19 protein-coding genes are annotated in these 17,285 nt (G+C 62.6%); 8 read left to right on the top strand and 11 right to left on the bottom strand.

Translation table 11 applies throughout. The annotated features are described in order from the left end of the window. Positions 1-90 precede the first annotated feature (90 nt). Together F6X61_RS08845 and F6X61_RS08840 are read left to right on the top strand one after the other, a co-directional pair. Positions 91-1,068 carry an OmpA family protein gene (locus F6X61_RS08845; protein ID WP_153786284.1) on the top strand — a complete coding sequence of 326 codons (978 nt, stop codon included), beginning with the start codon at positions 91-93 and terminating at the stop codon, positions 1,066-1,068. 128 nt (positions 1,069-1,196) lie between these two features. Beyond that, entirely contained in the window at positions 1,197-2,414 is a 1,218-nt protein-coding gene (locus F6X61_RS08840; RefSeq protein WP_110995148.1) for an argininosuccinate synthase, read from the top strand. Positions 2,415-2,461: 47 nt separating this feature from the next. Here F6X61_RS08840 and F6X61_RS08835 read toward each other — a convergent pair whose 3' ends face one another. Beyond that, entirely contained in the window at positions 2,462-3,001 is a 540-nt protein-coding gene (locus F6X61_RS08835) for a hypothetical protein (RefSeq protein WP_153786283.1), read from the bottom strand. Positions 3,002-3,376: 375 nt separating this feature from the next. On the opposite strand from F6X61_RS08835, the gene F6X61_RS08830 reads away from it, so the two are divergent. Then, positions 3,377-4,003 (top strand): response regulator transcription factor, encoded by a 627-nt coding sequence (locus F6X61_RS08830; RefSeq protein ID WP_153786282.1) that lies wholly within the window; start codon positions 3,377-3,379, stop codon positions 4,001-4,003. 41 nt (positions 4,004-4,044) lie between these two features. Here the strand turns inward: F6X61_RS08830 and F6X61_RS26960 are convergent, their stop codons facing one another. From F6X61_RS26960 to metG, 7 genes are all read right to left on the bottom strand, one after another. Then, a complete protein-coding gene (locus F6X61_RS26960) occupies positions 4,045-4,221 on the bottom strand; it encodes a PA3496 family putative envelope integrity protein (RefSeq protein WP_167409855.1) in 177 nt (58 codons plus the stop codon). A gap of 104 nt (positions 4,222-4,325) precedes the next feature. Beyond that, complete coding sequence (gene nth / locus F6X61_RS08825) at positions 4,326-4,964, bottom strand: endonuclease III (RefSeq protein WP_125857630.1); 639 nt, start codon at positions 4,962-4,964, stop codon at positions 4,326-4,328. A 4-nt stretch (positions 4,965-4,968) separates the two neighbouring features. Continuing rightward, positions 4,969-5,493: an Rnf-Nqr domain containing protein gene (locus tag F6X61_RS08820; protein ID WP_153786281.1), complete on the bottom strand. Its 525-nt coding sequence runs from the start codon at positions 5,491-5,493 to the stop codon at positions 4,969-4,971. Then, entirely contained in the window at positions 5,486-6,100 is a 615-nt protein-coding gene (locus F6X61_RS08815; RefSeq protein ID WP_153786280.1) for an RnfABCDGE type electron transport complex subunit G, read from the bottom strand. The genes F6X61_RS08820 and F6X61_RS08815 overlap by 8 nt, the downstream gene beginning before the upstream one ends. Then, positions 6,097-7,068: an RnfABCDGE type electron transport complex subunit D gene (locus tag F6X61_RS08810; protein WP_153786279.1), complete on the bottom strand. Its 972-nt coding sequence runs from the start codon at positions 7,066-7,068 to the stop codon at positions 6,097-6,099. The genes F6X61_RS08815 and F6X61_RS08810 overlap by 4 nt, the downstream gene beginning before the upstream one ends. Positions 7,069-7,080: 12 nt before the next feature. Then, a complete protein-coding gene (locus F6X61_RS08805) occupies positions 7,081-7,629 on the bottom strand; it encodes an Rnf-Nqr domain containing protein (RefSeq protein ID WP_153786278.1) in 549 nt (182 codons plus the stop codon). 88 nt (positions 7,630-7,717) lie between these two features. Continuing rightward, the gene (gene metG / locus F6X61_RS08800; protein ID WP_153786277.1) at positions 7,718-9,757 is read right to left on the bottom strand and encodes a methionine--tRNA ligase; all 2,040 of its coding nucleotides are present in this window, start codon (positions 9,755-9,757) and stop codon (positions 7,718-7,720) included. Positions 9,758-9,915: 158 nt separating this feature from the next. Here metG and apbC point away from each other — a divergent pair, with 158 nt between their 5' ends. Beyond that, positions 9,916-11,010, top strand: coding sequence for an iron-sulfur cluster carrier protein ApbC (gene apbC, locus F6X61_RS08795; protein WP_153786276.1), 1,095 nt, complete (start codon positions 9,916-9,918; stop codon positions 11,008-11,010). 208 nt (positions 11,011-11,218) lie between these two features. Here the strand turns inward: apbC and F6X61_RS08790 are convergent, their stop codons facing one another. Beyond that, positions 11,219-11,428, bottom strand: a complete 210-nt coding sequence (locus F6X61_RS08790; RefSeq protein ID WP_016488765.1) for a cold-shock protein — start codon at positions 11,426-11,428, stop codon at positions 11,219-11,221. A gap of 339 nt (positions 11,429-11,767) precedes the next feature. Between F6X61_RS08790 and dcd the strand changes: the two genes are divergently transcribed. Both dcd and F6X61_RS08780 read left to right on the top strand, forming a co-directional pair. Then, positions 11,768-12,334, top strand: a complete 567-nt coding sequence (gene dcd / locus F6X61_RS08785) for a dCTP deaminase (RefSeq protein WP_003258001.1) — start codon at positions 11,768-11,770, stop codon at positions 12,332-12,334. A 98-nt stretch (positions 12,335-12,432) separates the two neighbouring features. Further along, complete coding sequence (locus F6X61_RS08780) at positions 12,433-12,663, top strand: hypothetical protein (RefSeq protein WP_110995504.1); 231 nt, start codon at positions 12,433-12,435, stop codon at positions 12,661-12,663. 31 nt (positions 12,664-12,694) lie between these two features. Here F6X61_RS08780 and F6X61_RS08775 read toward each other — a convergent pair whose 3' ends face one another. After that, positions 12,695-13,810 carry a succinylglutamate desuccinylase/aspartoacylase family protein gene (locus F6X61_RS08775; RefSeq protein ID WP_153786275.1) on the bottom strand — a complete coding sequence of 372 codons (1,116 nt, stop codon included), beginning with the start codon at positions 13,808-13,810 and terminating at the stop codon, positions 12,695-12,697. Positions 13,811-14,042: 232 nt separating this feature from the next. Between F6X61_RS08775 and F6X61_RS08770 the strand changes: the two genes are divergently transcribed. Next, positions 14,043-14,225 carry a type II toxin-antitoxin system HicA family toxin gene (locus F6X61_RS08770; protein WP_125857637.1) on the top strand — a complete coding sequence of 61 codons (183 nt, stop codon included), beginning with the start codon at positions 14,043-14,045 and terminating at the stop codon, positions 14,223-14,225. A 20-nt stretch (positions 14,226-14,245) separates the two neighbouring features. After that, positions 14,246-14,671 (top strand): type II toxin-antitoxin system HicB family antitoxin, encoded by a 426-nt coding sequence (locus F6X61_RS08765; protein WP_153786274.1) that lies wholly within the window; start codon positions 14,246-14,248, stop codon positions 14,669-14,671. 54 nt (positions 14,672-14,725) lie between these two features. Here F6X61_RS08765 and F6X61_RS08760 read toward each other — a convergent pair whose 3' ends face one another. Continuing rightward, complete coding sequence (locus F6X61_RS08760; protein ID WP_153786273.1) at positions 14,726-17,161, bottom strand: penicillin acylase family protein; 2,436 nt, start codon at positions 17,159-17,161, stop codon at positions 14,726-14,728. Positions 17,162-17,285: the final 124 nt, after the last annotated feature.

Raw genomic sequence — 17,285 nt, 5'->3', positions numbered from 1 at the left:
CGGAAAACCCTTGGGCGAGCACGGCTATCAAGTTTTCCAGCCAGCGTCCGATAGCGTTGATGTAAGCCGTCAGAATCTGTGGAGCCGCCCGTGCGCCAGCGTTACCTAGCCCTGTTCACCCTTGTCGCCAGCCTGCCGGCGGGGGCACTCACCTTCCAGACCCGCATGGAGAATGTCGCCTGGAAAGTAGAGGGTGACCAGTTCGAATGCCGTCTGGTTCAGCCGATCGATGGTTTCGGCAGTGGTGAGTTCGTGCGCCGTGCCGGCGAGCTGCCGACCTTCCAGCTGCGCTCCACGAGCAACGTGCTCGGTGCTGGGTCCGCCACACTGTTGGCGGCAGCTGCACCGTGGCAGCCAGGCCGTGGCGACATCAATCTGGGGGCTGTGCGCATGGGCCGCACCGGTGTGCTGTTCACGTCCTCGCAAGGCCAGGCCAGCCGCTTGATCAATGGCTTGCTGGATGGGCGCAGCACGGTGGTGCGCAATTATGCAGGTGAAGGCGGGCGAGCCATGGAAGTGCGGGTGCTGCCGGTCAGTTTCGCCAAGGCCTATAGTGACTATCAGCGCTGTGCGAGCACGCTGCTGCCGATGAATTACGATCAGATTCGCCAAACCCAGGTCGGCTTCCCCGGCAATGGCTTCGAGCTGGATAGCTCGGCGCGTGCACGTCTGGACCTGATTCTGGACTACATGAAGGCCGACCCGACGGTCAATCACATCGAGCTCGACGGCCATTCCGACAACAGCGGCAACCGCCTGACCAACCGTGACGCATCGCGCCGTCGTGCCCTGGCCGTGGCCGAGTACTTCAAGGCCCATGGCGTCGCCGAAGAACAGATCACCGTGCGCTTCCACGGCGAGCGCTATCCCCTGGCCAAGAACAACAGCGCCGCCAACCGCGCGCGCAACCGTCGAGTCAACATCCAGCTCGATCGGGTGACCCCGGTCGAGAAGCCGGTTCCGGCTGCAGCGCCGGCCGTTCCCGCTGCGGCGCCTGCCCCTGCGCCAGCGGCCACGACCGCTCCGGCAGCCGTACCGGCCCAGCAGGCACCCGCGAAGCAGGGCTGAGTGCGACCACTGGTCGCGCTGTCGACAGTTCCTGTCGCTTTGTCGTCACAAGCTGTCGCCCCACTGTAATTTTTGCGGCAAGGCCGTTAGAATCGAAGGCTTTCCGTACAACCCCGTGGAGTGATGGCATGGCGGACGTAAAAAAGGTCGTACTGGCGTATTCCGGCGGCCTTGATACTTCGGTGATTCTCAAGTGGCTGCAGGACACTTACAACTGCGAAGTGGTGACCTTCACCGCTGACCTGGGTCAGGGCGAAGAGGTCGAGCCGGCCCGCGCCAAAGCCCAGGCAATGGGCGTTAAAGAAATCTACATCGATGACCTGCGCGAAGAATTCGTGCGTGACTTCGTGTTCCCGATGTTCCGCGCCAACACCGTCTACGAAGGCGAGTACCTGCTGGGTACGTCCATCGCTCGTCCGCTGATCGCCAAGCGCCTGATCGAAATCGCCAACGAAACCGGCGCCGACGCCATTTCCCACGGTGCTACCGGCAAGGGTAACGACCAGGTGCGTTTCGAGCTGGGTGCCTACGCGCTCAAGCCGGGCGTCAAGGTCATCGCCCCATGGCGCGAATGGGACCTGCTGTCCCGCGAGAAGCTGATGGACTATGCCGAGAAGCACGGCATCCCGATCGAGCGCCACGGCAAGAAGAAGTCGCCGTACTCGATGGACGCCAACCTGCTGCACATCTCCTACGAAGGCGGTGTCCTGGAAGATACCTGGACCGAGCACGAAGAAGACATGTGGAAATGGAGCGTCTCCCCAGAGAACGCCCCGGACCAGGCTACCTACATCGAGCTGACCTACCGCAACGGTGACATCGTTGCCATCGACGGCGTCGAGAAGTCCCCGGCCACCGTGCTGGCCGACCTCAACCGCATTGGCGGTGCCAATGGCATCGGCCGCCTCGACATCGTCGAGAACCGCTACGTCGGCATGAAGTCCCGCGGCTGCTACGAGACTCCTGGTGGCACCATCATGCTCAAGGCTCACCGTGCCATCGAGTCGATCACTCTGGACCGCGAAGTCGCTCACCTGAAAGATGAGCTGATGCCCAAGTATGCCAGCCTGATCTACACCGGCTACTGGTGGAGCCCGGAGCGTCTGATGTTGCAGAAGATGATCGACGCCTCGCAGGTGAACGTGAATGGTGTGGTTCGCCTGAAGCTGTACAAGGGCAATGTCGTGGTTGTCGGTCGCAAGTCGGATGATTCGCTGTTCGACGCCAACATTGCCACCTTCGAAGAAGATGGCGGCGCCTACAACCAGGCCGACGCGGCCGGCTTCATCAAGCTCAATGCTCTGCGCATGCGCATTGCGGCCAATAAAGGCCGTTCCATGCTCTGAGCATCCTGCTAAAAAGAACCCGGCCCAGGCCGGGTTTTTTTTGGCCGTCATTCAGGGGCTTCGGCCTGTTCGAACGGCGGTTCGGTGCCCTCGTGCATGGGGCCGGCCGATAGATGAAAACAGGCCCGGGTGTCGAGGTTGTACAGGATCCAGCGGCGTGTAGAGGTGTGTGGGCGATCGATCATGCGCAATACATGGCGCTCGAACATCTTGCGGCTGTCTGGGCCGGAGATGGCAATGATCATGGCAGTTTCGCTTTCGCTGATGTGCGCCGGGGGCGTGTTGAGCGGCGCTTGCGTCTCTTCGGCCGTCGACGTGACAGCTTGGTTTGGCGTTGTTGGTGGTTGAGCGGGGGACGGGCTGTTGAGCGTTGAGTCATGGTGCTCAGGCACGAATAACGACCCGGTATTGAAGTTGAGTGTGAGGAAGAACAACACCGTCAGGAAGAAGGGGAAACCTACGAGGAACCAGGTGTAGATGGTCTGGCTTTCCGCGTTCAGGAATGGCAGCGAAGCCAGGGCGGAGGCTTCGATGACGCCGGCGAAGACGGCGATAAGCGTCAATGGGCTGAATGATGGATTGTTCATGATGGGCGCCTAGGCATGCTTTGCTCATCAGTAGCCTGATTTTTAACACAGAGTAAGTGTGAGTATTTCCTCTTCTGAAAATCCTTAGCCATTTACTTAACGGCGTTCCGATGTCTTGTCTCAATAGTGGAAATTTCCTGCGTTAAGTGTAATGCCTCTGCGCTTGGAGCCCGATTAGTAGGGTGCTAACTTGTACACGGCTACATCGATCTGGGACGAATAAAGTTCTGCGAAAGAATTGTACGTAGGAATATTCCTTAAGAAGAGTAGGCACCTTCCTTCGATGCATCTGCCAAGGAAACCATGGCACGAATAATCGTTATGCTCGGTTGTGCTCGGGTATCAAAACTAAAATAACGCAATAATGGATATCGCATGAACAAAGTGCTGATCGTGGATGATCACCCGGTCATTCGCCTGGCGGTACGCATGCTGATGGAACGGCATGGATACGAGGTGATGGCGGAAACCGACAACGGGGTGGATGCCTTGCAGCTAACGCGGGAGCATCTGCCAGACATTGTCATTCTGGATATTGGAATTCCCAAACTGGACGGGCTCGAGGTCATTGCCCGAATGACCTTGGCAAGCCCGGCAAGCAAGGTGCTGGTGTTGACCTCGCAGGCACCGGGCCATTTTTCGATGCGCTGCATGCAGGCGGGGGCTGCGGGGTATGTCTGCAAGCAACAGGAGCTGACCGAGTTGCTAAGTGCGATCAAGGCCGTGCTGTCAGGCTACAGCTACTTCCCCAATCAGGCACTGCACAAAGGGCGCACTGGCGTTGGTGGCGCAAGCGAAGTAGAAATGGTCGAGCGTCTTTCCGGCAGGGAGATGATGGTGCTGCAGCAACTTGCACGAGGAAAGACCAATAAGGAAATTGCCGATAGCATGTTCCTTAGCAACAAGACCGTAAGTACTTACAAAACCCGGCTGCTGCTCAAACTCAATGCGCGTTCACTGGTTGATCTCATCGAACTGGCCCAGCGGCACGGTCTGGCCTGAATCATCAAAAGCCTCCATCAGGAGGCTTTTTGATGCCTGGGTTACAGGTCGTAATCGAAATCGGCCAGCTGCTTCTGCAGGCGCCGCTCTTCCAGCATATTGTCGATGGTCCGGCGCTTGCTGAGGTTGGTCTTGGCCACTTCGGGCTGCGGCTCAGCGTCTTCTTCTGCGTTTTGAAACTCGTCGTCGATAGCCAGGTCTTCTTTATCGGTGCTCATGCGTCACTCCAAGCCAAAGGGCCATTGGCCGTCCTTATAGCGGGATTCACCGAGCGGGTAAAAAAGATTTTTTCAATCGTAGTGCAGGTGTTTTTGCAATTGCCTCAATCGTCTGATGTCTTATGCCTGTATTCGCACAGGTCTTCGATTCGGCAGCTACCGCAGCGAGGCTTGCGCGCCTGGCAAACGTACCGACCATGCAGGATCAGCCAATGATGGGCGTCGAGCAGGTAATCCTTGGGTACGAACTTGAGCAGCTTCTTCTCCACCTCCAGCACGGTTTTGCCCGGTGCAATGCCGGTGCGGTTGCTCACCCGGAAGATATGGGTGTCAACGGCCATCGCCAGTTGCCCGAATGCCGTGTTGAGCACGACGTTGGCGGTTTTGCGGCCAACCCCGGGCAAGGCTTCGAGCGCCTCACGGGTTTCCGGTACCTCTCCGCCATGCTGTTCGACCAGCAGGCGGCAGGTCTCGATGACGTTCTTGGCCTTGCTGTTGTACAGCCCGATGGTCTTGATGTATTCGCTCAGCCCATCGACCCCCAGTGCGTGAATGGCTTCTGGCGTGTTGGCGATGGGGAACAGGCGTGCAGTTGCCTTGTTGACGCCGACATCGGTTGCTTGCGCCGAGAGAATCACGGCAATCAGCAGTTCGAAGGGAGTGGTGTAGGCCAGTTCGGTCTTGGGCTCGGGGTTGTCTTCATGCAGCCTGCGAAAAATCTCCAGGCGTTTAGCGGCATTCATGGGGTCAACGCGTTCCTTGACGATGTGCAGTGGTGGGCTCGGGGCGTAGCTGATTGTACAAGCCCAGGAGCAGGCCGAGCAGTATCAGCGCGCCGGGTGCCAGGTGAGTGATGTGCAGCCCTGGGATATCGGTCAGGGCCTGACGGCCGATAGCCAAAACCAGGCCCGCCGCTGCCATGCCCGCAAGGCCAGTGAGCAGTGAGTGCCAGCGGCCTGTTTGCGGTAACAGGCGCTCGACGGCCAGGCATTGCAGAGCCAGCAGCGCGGGATAGTGACCAAGCACAAGCGCCATCGGCAACGCCCAGGCCTGCAGCCCCAGCTGCAGGCAACTGGCGAGCGCAGCGGCCAGCACCATGGACATCCACAGGTGCATGGCAGGTAGCAGATGGCTGCGTAACCCAGCCATGAGCAGTTGGTGCGCCAGTATCACGACGGTCATGCAGGCCAGCATCGTCGAGGCCTCGATGACCGACCCGGTTGTGCCGATCAAGGGCGCCAGGCATACGCTCAGCAACCAGTACCTATTCATGTTTGTCCTCCCCGAGCAACGCGGTGCGGTGTTGATCGTAGTAGCGCAGCGCATCCTGCACTGCATCGATAACTGCCCGCGAGGTGACTGTCGCGCCAGCCAGTTGGTCGAACGAGCCCCGATCCCGCTTGAGCGCCCAGGCCTGTTCGGGCGGGTCGTCATGAGCCTTGCCGATAAACTGGTCCAGCCAATGCCGTGCGGGATCGACCAGTTGGTCGCCCAGCCCCGGGCTTTCCTGTTGGCGAAGTACACGCAGCCCGGTCAGGCGACCATGATTGTCGATCGCGATGGCCAGTTCGATCGGCCCGGCATACCCCGGCACCTCGCTGCGCAGCATGATGGCTACGGGGGTGTTGGCCAGGCTGGCGCGATAACCCGCCAGCAGCCGACTGTGTGGCAACTGATTGTCGGCCAGCGCCAAGGGGGCCTGGAGCGGCTGGTTGTCGTAGCTGCCTGTTGGCAGCGCCGCCAGCCACTCACGCTCTTGCATTTGGCGTTGGGCTTGCTGGATGGGGCCGGCGGTCCAGTGTTGCCAGACAAGGCTGCCGGCCAGTGCCAAGGCAGTCACCGATGTCAGCAGCAGTATGCTGCGCGCGCGCCTGCTCATGTGGTCACCGGTTGGCGTCGCTGTGCCCAGCGGTCCAGCGCCGGCGCGCAGAGGTTCATCAGCAGGACCGCAAAGGCTGTCCCGTCCGGCACGCTTCCCCAGGTGCGCAGCAGATAGATCAGCCAACCTGCACCGATACCGAACAGCAGGCGCGCCAGCGGACGTTTACAGCCGGAGATAGGCTCGGTGCAGATGAAGAATGCCGCCAGCATGGTGGAGCCAGAGAACAGGTGCAGCAAAGGTGAACCATTGGAGTCCGAGCCCGACCCGTTCCAGGCCAGCAGGCTGAACAGCAGGAGCCCGCCGAGCAAGCCCGCCGGGGCGTGCCAGCTGAACACCTTGCGCTGCAGCAGGAACAGCCCGCCCAGCAGGAATGCCAGGTTCACCCATTCGCTGCCCCGCCCGCCCAGCTTGCCGAAGGCCGGATGCGTTGCAAACAGCTCATCGATGGTCAGGCTGCGATTGTGCCGCAGGGCATCCAGTACCGTCGGGCTGGCCCAGGCGTCGATCTGCTCGCTGGCAATAAAGCTCAGGTGCAGGCTGTCGAGCAGGCCAGGCGCTTGGCTGGGCCAGTGATTCATCTGCAGCGGGAAACTCAGCAGGGCGAAGGCATAGCCAACCATCGCCGGGTTGAACAGGTTGCGGCCGACGCCACCGAAGGCCTGTTTGCCCAGGCCTATGGCAACGCTGGCCGCGGCCACCGGCAGCCACCAGGGGGCCTGGCCGGGCAATGCCACCGCCAGCAGTACCGCGCTGACCAATGCGCTGCCATCGTCCAGCGCCGGCCGTATCGCTTGCCCGCGCCAGGTCAGCAGCAGTGCCTCTGTAGCCAGCGCGGCACCGGTGCACAGCAGCAGGTTGATCAACACCCCCCAGCCATGCAGCCAGAACAGCACCAGCAACCCGGGCACGCAGGCCAGAAGGACCAGGCCCATGGCGTTGCGCAGGCGCGGGTCAGGCAGTGGCATGGGTTTGCAGGCTCATTGTGTGAATAGTCCGCTAAGGCTGGAGAGCGCCATGGCCATCACGCCGGCGCCGATCAGCTCGATGGGCAGGCCACGCAGGGCCGCCGGAATATCCGCATGGCTGCTGCGTTCGCGCAGGTCGGCGAACAGTAGCAGGGCCAGCCAGAACCCCAACCCGCCTGCCACGCCCCAGGTCAACGCTTGCCAAACGCTGCTGCCATCGCTGCCGAGCTGCAACAGCAAGCCTAGCACCGCGACATTGCCCAGCAGCAGCCCTTGCAGGCCCTCCACAGGCCAGCCGGGTCGCATACGGCGCAGCAGTTGCGGCAGTCCCCAGGCCAGCATCGCCAACAACGGCAACAGCAGGAACAGGCGCAAGGGTTGCAATTGCAGTGGGGCCAGAAGGTACTGCTGGAGCAGCAGCCCGGCGGGCAGTCCGATCAGGATCAACAGCGCGCTGCATAGGCCGAGCACTTGCAAGCGATCGCGCTCGATCGGGTCGGGTTGCAACATCAGGTTGTTGACCAGCGCAGCGCTGACCAGGACCAGGATGTAGTCGCTCATGAAATGCCTGCCGCCTGAGGATGCCGTGATTATCCGGCAGCGGCCGCTGGATGGAAATGCCCCGGCCAGTTGGCCGGGGCAGGGGGGGTTACTTGATGCGCTGGCCGGGCTTGGCGCCGCTGTCCGGGCTCAGCAGGTAGATCTCTTCGCCACCAGGGCCGGCCGCCATGACCATGCCCTCGGAGATGCCAAAACGCATCTTCCGTGGCTTGAGGTTGGCCACCATCATGGTCAGACGCCCTTCCAGCTTGCTTGGGTCGGGGTAGGCCGACTTGATGCCGGAGAACACGTTGCGCTGCTCGTCACCGATGTCCAGGGTCAGGCGCAGCAGCTTGTCGGCACCTTCGACGGACTCGGCCTTGACGATCAGCGCCACGCGCAGGTCGACGGCGGCGAAGGTGTCGAACTCGATTTCGGCCGACAGCGGGTCTTTGGTCAGTTCGCCGTTGCCAGCCGGGGCCTGGGTTTGCGAGGCCAGCAGGTCTTCCTTGCTGGCGGCGACCATGGCTTCGACCTTGGCCGGCTCGATACGGCTCATCAACGCCTTGAACGGGTTGAGCTTGTGGTTTTCCAGGCGCGACAGGTGGTCGTTCCAGGTCAGCGGGGCGACGTTGAGGAACGCCTCGGCATCGGCGGCCAGCAGCGGCAGAACCGGCTTGAGGAAGATCACCAGCTGACGGAACAGGTTGATGCCCTGGGCGCAGATGGCCTGGACTTCATCCTGCTTGCCTTCCTGCTTGGCCAGCGACCACGGCGCCTTGTCGGCGATCCAGGCGTTGGCACGGTCGGCCAGGGCCATGATTTCGCGCATGGCGCGGGCGAAATCGCGGCCTTCGTAGGCTTCGGCGATCGACGGGGCGGCGGCGAGGAAGGCCTCGGTCAGCTCGGGGGCGGCATCGCCGGCAACCATCACACCGTCATTGCCTTTGTGAATGAAGCCGGCGCAACGGCTGGCGATGTTGACCACCTTGCCGACCAGGTCGGAGTTGACCTTCTGCACGAAGTCCTCGAGGTTGAGGTCGAGGTCGTCGACGCCGCGGCCCAGCTTGGCGGCATAGTAGTAGCGCAGGTATTCCGGCTGCAGGTGGTCGAGGTAGGTGCGCGCCTTGATGAAGGTGCCGCGCGACTTGGACATCTTGGCGCCGTTGACGGTCAGGTAGCCGTGCACGTTGACTGCGGTCGGCTTGCGGAAGCCCGAGCCTTCGAGCATGGCTGGCCAGAACAGGGCGTGGAAGTTGACGATGTCCTTGCCGATGAAGTGGTACAGCTCGGCCTTGGAGCCTTCGTTCCAGAACGCGTCGAAGTCCAGCTCCGGGCGGCGCGCGCACAGGTTCTTGAAACTGGCCATGTAGCCGATCGGCGCATCCAGCCAGACGTAGAAGTACTTGCCAGGCTCGCCCGGAATTTCGAAACCGAAGTACGGTGCATCGCGGGAGATATCCCATTCCTGCAGCCCGGAGTCCAGCCACTCGGCCAATTTGTTGGCCACGGCATCCTGCAGCGTGCCGCTGCGGGTCCACTGCTGCAGCATGGCCTGGAAATCGGGCAGCTTGAAGAAGAAGTGCTGCGAGTCGCGCAGCACCGGGGTGGCGCCGGAAATCGCCGACTTGGGGTTCTTCAGTTCGGTCGGGGCGTAGGTGGCGCCGCATTTTTCACAGTTGTCGCCGTACTGATCCTCGGCCGCGCACTTGGGGCAGGTGCCCTTGATGAAGCGGTCGGCGAGGAACATGCCCTTTTCCGGGTCGAAATACTGGGTGACCGAACGGGTGGCGATGTGGCCGGCGTCACGCAGACGGGAGTAGATCATGCCCGACAGCTCGCGGTTCTCTTCGCTGTGGGTGGAGTGGAAGTTGTCGAAATCGACCAGGAAATCGGCGAAGTCGCCGTTGTGCTCGGCCTGGACGTTGGCGATCAGTTGCTCCGGGGTGATGCCTTCCTTCTCGGCGCGCAGCATGATCGCCGAGCCGTGGGCGTCGTCGGCGCAGACATAGATGCACTGGTTGCCGCGCAGCTTCTGGAAGCGAACCCACATGTCTGTCTGGATGTACTCGAGCATATGGCCAAGGTGAATGGAACCATTGGCATAGGGCAGGGCGCTGGTGACGAGAATCTGACGTGGCTCGGACATGGTGGCTCGGCTACTTATCTGGCTACGGGGTAAAAATGAGGGTGATCGGCCACTATAAAGGGCTGGCGAAGATATTTCACCTTGCGAACGCATCTGCTGACGATTGACGGGTTAGCATAGGCGCCTGTTTCGTATTCAGTTTGCCAATGGGAGCCTCCATGAGTGCCGTTACCCGTGCCGCCGTCGAAGGCGTGCTTCGCCAGTACACCGACCCCTACCTGAACCAGGATCCGGTCAGCGCCGGCTGCGTGCGCGCCATCGACATCCAGGGCGCGCAGGTCAGCGTGCAGCTGCAGCTGGGTTATGCCGCCGGCCTGTTCAAGGGCGGTTGGGCCCAGGTGCTGCAGACCGCGATCGAGAACCTCGAAGGCGTTTCTTCGGCGAATGTGACCATCGATTGTGTGATCGCCACCCACAAGGCTCAGGCCCAGGTGCCGGCCATGGCCAATGTGAAGAATATCGTGGCCGTTGCCTCCGGCAAGGGCGGGGTCGGCAAGTCGACCACCGCAGCCAACCTGGCCTTGGCGCTGGCGCGGGAGGGCGCGCGAGTCGGCATCCTCGACGCTGACATCTACGGCCCTAGCCAGGGCGTGATGTTCGGTATCGCCGAAGGCACTCGCCCGCAGGTGCGCGATCAAAAATGGTTCGTGCCGATCAAGGCCCATGGCGTCGAGGTCATGTCCATGGCTTTCCTCACTGACGACAACACGCCGATGGTATGGCGCGGGCCAATGGTTTCCGGTGCGTTGTTGCAACTGGTGACCCAGACCGCCTGGGATGATCTCGATTACCTGGTGATCGACATGCCGCCGGGCACTGGCGACATCCAGCTGACCCTGGCCCAGAAAGTGCCGGTGGCCGGCTCGGTGATCGTCACCACGCCACAGGACCTGGCGCTGCTGGATGCGAAAAAGGGCGTGGAGATGTTCCGCAAGGTCAACATCCCGGTGCTGGGCGTGGTGGAGAACATGGCCGTGCACATCTGCTCCAACTGCGGCCATGCCGAGCATCTGTTCGGTGAAGGCGGTGGTGAGAAGCTGGCGGCCCAATATGGTGTCGAACTGCTGGCTTCGCTGCCGCTGTCGATGCTGATTCGCGAGCAGGCCGACAGCGGCAAGCCAACCGCCATTGCCGAGCCGGAAAGCCAGATCGCCATGGTCTATCAGGAGCTGGCGCGTCAGGTGGGGGCACGGATCGTATTGCAGGAAGCAGCCGCACCGGCAATGCCGAGCATCACCATCAGCGAGGATTGATGCAGCGCTGACCAAGCGATCTACAGCAACTTCGTGGGAGCGGGCTTGCCCCGCGATACCGGCGCAGCCGGTGCCTCCCATCGCGGGGCAAGCCCGCTCCCACGGAGTTTTCTAGCGACAGAGCAGCCCTTCCCGTGAGATTTTCGGGCAGGCACAAAAAAACCCGCCAATGGCGGGTTTTTTCTGAAAGCTAGGAAGCGAGATCGACTTAGGCGATCTGAACTTCTTCAGCCTGCATGCCTTTCTGGCCGCGGGTAGCGACGAAAGTAACAGCCTGGCCTTCTTTCAGGGTTTTGAAGCCGTCAGCTTGGATGGCTTTGAAGTGCACGAACAGGTCGTCGCCCGACTGAGGGGTGATGAAGCCGTAGCCCTTCTCATCGTTGAACCACTTGACGGTACCGGATTGGCGATTGGACATTTTTCTGTCTCCTTGGACAAAGTTGATGGCGGCCAGGAAAACCCCGACCGAGACTGAGTGCAAAGGAGCAGAAGGTGTCATGGAGATGGGCCGATCGTAAATCGTGCATCAAACAGATCTTCGGTGTCGCGTGCAGCACAGTGGCGACACCATAACCCACTTTCCCTGACCTGCCAATAACTGGTGAGAGGTTTGTCGTAATTCGGATCGGCGGCGGCTGCAGGCCCCGTCCGGCGGGCATTGCAGTAAGACTGTGGATGCGACTTTGCCGCGGGCGCCGGGACCGGTAAGATGCGCATCACGATTTTTTTCACCTTGCACTCTCAGGACACACCCGCCATGAGCATCAAATCGGACAAGTGGATTCGCCGCATGGCGCAGGAACACGGCATGATCGAACCGTTCGTCGAGCGCCAGGTGCGCGGCGAGCAGGACAGCCGGGTCATCTCCTTCGGTGTTTCCAGCTACGGCTACGACGTGCGCTGCGCCGACGAATTCAAGGTGTTCACCAACATCAACTCGGCCACGGTCGACCCGAAGAACTTCGACGCCGGCAGCTTCGTCGACATCAAGAGCGACGTCTGCATCATCCCGCCGAACTCCTTCGCCCTGGCCCGCACGGTCGAGTACTTCCGCATTCCGCGCGACGTGCTGACCATCTGCCTGGGCAAGAGCACCTATGCCCGTTGCGGCATCATCGTCAACGTCACCCCGCTCGAGCCTGAGTGGGAAGGCCATGTCACCCTGGAGTTCTCCAACACCACTACGCTGCCGGCGAAGATCTACGCCAACGAAGGCGTGGCGCAGATGCTGTTCCTGCAGTCCGACGAAGAATGCGAAGTCTCGTACAAGGACCGTGGCGGCAAGTACCAGGGCCAGCGCGGCGTCACCCTGCCACGTACCTGAGGCGACCAAGCGCGGGAATTGTTTGCCCGCCCGGCACTCCAACGAGATAGCAGTCCCGGCGCGCACGACGCGTGCCGGCTCTCGTCAGGAGCCGCTCCATGAAACTCGACCCCGCAATCAGCGCCAAGCTGGCGGTCCTGCAGCCGAATCAGGTCGGATTGCTGGCCTGGACGCTGCTGGCGCATCCGCCAATGCACCTGCAGGCCGGTGGCGTACCGCACCAGCCTGACCCCGATACCCCGCAACCGCCGGAGCCCGGCGAGCATCCGCCGATGGAGCCGGGCGAGCCGACCCTGCCCGACGAACCGCCGCCAGCCCCCGTGGCCTGACCCGCGGGCCGCGCCGCCTGGTTGTAACGGATCAGTTGCCCAGCAGGTAGCCGCTGCGGCATACCTGCTCGCCAGCGACATGGGCGATGACCATGCCGGCCGTGGCCATGCGCCGCACACTACGCGCATACAGCAGCCCTGCCTGGGTATTGCGCAGCGGGGTGACGCGGTCGCTCAGCGGGTCGATGACCTCGGCGATGAGTTGCCCCGCTTCCAGGTACTGCCCAGGTTTGGCGTGGAATACCAGCAGGCCGCCCAGCGGCGTAGTGACGGGCTCCACCGCTGCCAGCGGCGTCGCTGGCTGGCGCAGGGCCGGCAGGGCTGCGGGCTGGCCGTCGATCACGCCACTGTGGGTGAGAAAATCCAGGATCGCCTGGCAGTCCTGGGTTGCCAGGGCATGGCTGACATCTGCCTGGCCGCGCAGCTCGATGGTCACCGAGAAGCTGCCCATGGGGATCGGGAAGCGCTTGCCGAAGCGCTGTTGCAATTGCCACCACACCAGGCTGAAGCACTCGTCGAACGACTGCCCGCCCGAGTCGGTGGCCAGCAAACTGGCCTGCACGCCCAGGTAGCGCGCCAGCGGTTCGACCTGAGGCCAGGCTTCCGGGGTGGTGTACAGATGCTCGACGGCTTCGAAGTCGCAGTGCAGGTCGAGCACCATGTCGGCATCGCAGGCCAGGCGCTGAAGGGTCAGGCGCTGGGACTGCAATGGGGTGTGTGCCGGGTGCGCGTCCAGGCCGCGACGCAGGTACTCGCGGATCAGCGCCAGGTTATGCGCTGGGTCGTCGTTCAGATGACCTTCGATCTGGTCGCCGATGCTGTCCGACAAGTCAACGAAGTTGCGGTTGAAGTTTTCGCCGCTCTGCAGCTCGAAGCGCCCCAACGGGGCGTCCAGCAGCACCTGCTCGAGGCCCACCGGGTTGGCCACCGGTACCAGGATGATCTCGCGGCGTAGCCGGCCGTGCTGCTCCAGCTCCAACAGGCGTTGCTTGAGGTGCCAGGCCACCAGCATGCCCGGCAGTTCGTCGGCATGCAGCGAGGCCTGGATATACACCTTGCCACCGCCGCGCGGGCCGAAGTGGAAACTGTGCAACTGGCGGGCGATGCCGGGCGCGGGGGACAGCAGGTCGTGGGTCGAATGGTGCATGGGGGTCCTGAAGAGGGCGGTCTGCGATTAGGGGCCGGAATGATGGATAGAAGCACAACTTGGCGCGCGGTGCATCATTGCCCGGTTTCACACAACGCTTGCTGGTGCAACTGGCGCAAGGCTCGGAAATGGTGAAGGTGCATTACCTGTTTACTTGAGGTTCACCTTGGCTGCGCATCAAAAATGTTGCGTAGCTGATCATTCTGTAGCAACTTGCTCTTGCGGGACTTGCATGAAATACAGCGAATTCCGTCGGTGGCTGCGTGCTCAAGGCGCCACGTTCGTTCCTGCCAAAGGCAGCCATTTCAAGGTTTACCTCGGCAAGCGACAGACGATCTTTCCCGACCATGGCGCCAAGGAAATCGGCGAAGGGCTCAGGAAAAAGATCCTCAAAGACCTTGGGCTAGGCGATTGACCCTCAAACGAGGCAACGACATGAATTTTGATTATCCGGTGATCGTGCATTGTGAAGCCGGTAGCTTCTGGGTCAGCTGTCCGGATATTCCAGAAATGGCCAGTGCCGGCGACACAGTGGATGAAGCGCTGTTCGATGCTGTTGATGCCTTGGAATCGGCGCTTTCGTTATACGTGGATCAACGTGTCGCCATTCCACTGCCTTCGCTACACGCATGCGATCAGGCGGTGGTCAGGTTGCCTGCGTTGACCGCCGCCAAGGCTGCGCTGTGGAACACCATGATTGCGCAGAAAGTGACCAAGACCGAACTGGCTCGGCGACTTGGCGTCAATCGCCCGCAAGTGGATCGTCTGGTCAACCTGTTGCACCGCTCGAAGATCGAGCAGGTAGAGCACGCTTTGCATGTGTTGGGCCAGCGCATCGAGTTGGCAGTGGTCGCTGCTTGACCGAGCACCGATGAAAAAGCCGCCTGTTCAGGCGGCTTTTTCATTGCTGTCGGCTTACTTCCCCGGCACCAGCGTCAGTCGTTGGCTGCCATAGGCCCGCCCGAAGTTCTGCGGCTGCAACGGCATGCTCATGAAGCGCCCCTTGAACCAGGCATCCAGGCCGTCGCTGTAATGGCGGCTCGCCGGGTTGCCTGACTGGCCGCTGCTGGTCAGCAGTTGCAGCGGTTCGGCCTGGCCGAAGTCTACGATCATCCGCGCCGAGGCCGGCAGGCGGGTGTCGAAGTTGCTGCCCCAGGCGTAGGGCGTGAGTGCCAGCGTGCTGAAATCACCGCCGGCAGCCATGGGCGAGCGGCTGAGGCTGTCGCCCAAGCCGCGGTAGTTCGGCCCCGGCCAGCGATACTGGTGCAGCTTGCCCCACTGCCAGGCACGGCGGTCGGCGCCGAGCTGGGCGGTGCCGGTATCGATCGCCGCCGCCAGGCTGCGGGCGAGGATGGCGGGCTTGTCTTCCTTCTGCGGCGTGCCACGGTCATCCCAGAACGGGCTGTCTTCGCGGCCCAGCAGGTGGTCGGCCTGGGCCGAATAAGACAGCTGGGCATTGCCGACGAACGCTTGCCAGGCCGGGCTAGACTCGGGGCCGAGGTCGTCAAGGAAGGTCTGCCGGGTGACTTCCTGGAGGAACAGCTCATACAGCGCGGCATCGGCCGACACCGGGCTCAGCCGGCCATCGAAGGCCTTGAGCCGGGCCAGGGCGTCACGGGCCTTGTCGCGCTGGGCGGCGGGCAAGGCGTCGATGGCCTGTTTGAGTGGCAGGGCCATGCCGGGCGCATCGAACATCTGCTTGAGCTTGTCGGCCAGCAGCGTTATCTGGTCGTTCTGCAGGGCCATCAGGCTGCGGTTGTCATGGCGACCGTTGCCCGCCAGCTGAGCCAGGCGCTCGGCGCGTTCAGGGTAGTACCAGCTGCTCGACAGCTGCATGCCGTAGCCCTTGGGCTGGCTACGCTGGTTGGCGTGGCCGATGAAGCCGGCGGCCGGGTCCTGGTCGTAAGGGTGGAGCATGGCGTCGGCGTAGCCATCCCAGTCATAGCGCCCGTCCCAGCCCGGCGAGGGCAGCAGGCCCTGGCCGTCGCGGCGGTTGGGGTAGCGCCCACTGACTTGCCAGCCGATGTGTTCGGGTTCGGCGAATACGAAGTTGAGGGCTGCGGCGCCGATTTCACGGGTGCTGTCGAAGGCCCGCTCGATGTTGCTGGCGCGGGTCAGGTCGAACAACGCGTCGAGGCTGCGATCATCCTTGAGCTGCGGCAGGTGCAAGGCCAGGGCCAGGCTGCCGTGGCCCGGCAGCAGGGTGCCATGGCGGGTGTCATACAGCACTTCGCGTTGCGGGCGCTGGCCACGGACGAAGAAGGTCTCGCTGCGTGCGCGGGCTTGTTGCCATTTGCCGTCGGCCAGGTACGTCAGTTGGCTGCCCTGGCGGCGTACCTGTTCGAGGAACAGGTCCTGGTTGTCGGCCATCACCGCGCTGGCGCTCCACGCCACTTTACCGTTGTAGCCGGCCAGCACGATCGGCAGGCCCGGCAGTGAAAGGCCGGCGACCTGGTATTTACCGGTATGGATCTGCACCGGGCTCAGCGCCCAGGGCGCCCGGCTGTCGCTGGCCAGCAGACTCTTGCCGCTGCGGCTGCGCTGCGGCCCGAGGGCGAGGTTGGACGAGCCGGGGTTGCCGAGCAAGCCGAGATCGGCCAGTTGCTGGCCGGCGGCGGCGAGCGAGGCCAGGCCCGGCAGCTGGCTGGCCAGGTTCAGGCCCTTGAGTTTGTCGACTTCGCTTTCGGCCAGGGCTTCGTCGGGGGCGCCGGGCAGCAGCCAGGCCAGTTTATCTGCGCCAACCTTCTGCGCCAGGGTCAGGGCCGAGAGCTCCTCCTGCAGGTTCACCGACTGGCTGAAGGCATACAGACTGAAGATCAGCGCCGAGTCCTCTGGCTTCCAGTACTCGGGGCGATAGCCGCTACGGGCCAGTTCGGCCGGCAGCTTGTCGCGGTAGCGGAACAGGTAGGCGTTGACCCCTCGGGCATACACCTCGAAGAAGCGCTTGAGCCGCGGCGAGGCGTCGGCGTAGAGCTGGCCGGCGCCCTGCTTGAGGTTGGCGGCGCGCATCAGGCGGTCGATTTCCAGCGCATCCGGGCCGGCCAGCTCGGCCAGGCGGCCTTGGGCCAGCAGGCGCAGGGTGACCATTTGTTCGATGCGGTCACCGGCATGGACATAGCCCAGGCTGAACAGCGCATCGTGGAAGTTGCTGCTTTCGATCAGCGGCGCACCCATGGCGTTGCGCCGCACCGAAACATTCTGCGCCAGGCCCTTGAGCGGCTGGACGCCGGTGGTCGGCGGTACGCTGTCCTGCATGCCGCCCATCTGGCAGCCAGTCAGCGCAAGCATGCCGAGCATCGCGGCGGCGCTGCCGAAGCGGGGGCGGAAGGGAGGAAGGACGGGCGCGGCCATGACTGGGCTCCTGCAGGGCGTGGCGGGGTTTGGAAAGGCGCTAAGGTAGTGAGCGCGCAGTCGCCGTGCAAGGTGCGGGGGCGCTTTATTTACGAACGGCTTGCCGCCAGCTGCAAGCCGCAAG

The organism is Pseudomonas sp. EMN2, assembly GCF_009650555.1.
GTDB classification, from domain to species: Bacteria; Pseudomonadota; Gammaproteobacteria; order Pseudomonadales; family Pseudomonadaceae; genus Aquipseudomonas; species Aquipseudomonas sichuanensis.
This window is presented reverse-complemented; position numbering and strand designations above follow the sequence as displayed.

Bases quoted from the DNA above. Each gene is read 5' to 3' on its own strand.
- F6X61_RS08840 (WP_110995148.1), top strand. From the start codon at position 1,197: ATGGCGGACGTAAAAAAGGTCGTACTGGCGTATTCCGGCGGCCTTGAT.
- F6X61_RS08835 (WP_153786283.1), bottom strand. From the start codon at position 3,001: ATGAACAATCCATCATTCAGCCCATTGACGCTTATCGCCGTCTTCGCC.
- F6X61_RS08830 (WP_153786282.1), top strand. From the start codon at position 3,377: ATGAACAAAGTGCTGATCGTGGATGATCACCCGGTCATTCGCCTGGCG.
- F6X61_RS26960 (WP_167409855.1), bottom strand. From the start codon at position 4,221: ATGAGCACCGATAAAGAAGACCTGGCTATCGACGACGAGTTTCAAAAC.
- nth (WP_125857630.1), bottom strand. From the start codon at position 4,964: ATGAATGCCGCTAAACGCCTGGAGATTTTTCGCAGGCTGCATGAAGAC.
- F6X61_RS08820 (WP_153786281.1), bottom strand. From the start codon at position 5,493: ATGAATAGGTACTGGTTGCTGAGCGTATGCCTGGCGCCCTTGATCGGC.
- F6X61_RS08815 (WP_153786280.1), bottom strand. From the start codon at position 6,100: ATGAGCAGGCGCGCGCGCAGCATACTGCTGCTGACATCGGTGACTGCC.
- F6X61_RS08810 (WP_153786279.1), bottom strand. From the start codon at position 7,068: ATGCCACTGCCTGACCCGCGCCTGCGCAACGCCATGGGCCTGGTCCTT.
- F6X61_RS08805 (WP_153786278.1), bottom strand. From the start codon at position 7,629: ATGAGCGACTACATCCTGGTCCTGGTCAGCGCTGCGCTGGTCAACAAC.
- metG (WP_153786277.1), bottom strand. From the start codon at position 9,757: ATGTCCGAGCCACGTCAGATTCTCGTCACCAGCGCCCTGCCCTATGCC.
- apbC (WP_153786276.1), top strand. From the start codon at position 9,916: ATGAGTGCCGTTACCCGTGCCGCCGTCGAAGGCGTGCTTCGCCAGTAC.
- F6X61_RS08790 (WP_016488765.1), bottom strand. From the start codon at position 11,428: ATGTCCAATCGCCAATCCGGTACCGTCAAGTGGTTCAACGATGAGAAG.
- dcd (WP_003258001.1), top strand. From the start codon at position 11,768: ATGAGCATCAAATCGGACAAGTGGATTCGCCGCATGGCGCAGGAACAC.
- F6X61_RS08780 (WP_110995504.1), top strand. From the start codon at position 12,433: ATGAAACTCGACCCCGCAATCAGCGCCAAGCTGGCGGTCCTGCAGCCG.
- F6X61_RS08775 (WP_153786275.1), bottom strand. From the start codon at position 13,810: ATGCACCATTCGACCCACGACCTGCTGTCCCCCGCGCCCGGCATCGCC.
- F6X61_RS08770 (WP_125857637.1), top strand. From the start codon at position 14,043: ATGAAATACAGCGAATTCCGTCGGTGGCTGCGTGCTCAAGGCGCCACG.
- F6X61_RS08765 (WP_153786274.1), top strand. From the start codon at position 14,246: ATGAATTTTGATTATCCGGTGATCGTGCATTGTGAAGCCGGTAGCTTC.
- F6X61_RS08760 (WP_153786273.1), bottom strand. From the start codon at position 17,161: ATGGCCGCGCCCGTCCTTCCTCCCTTCCGCCCCCGCTTCGGCAGCGCC.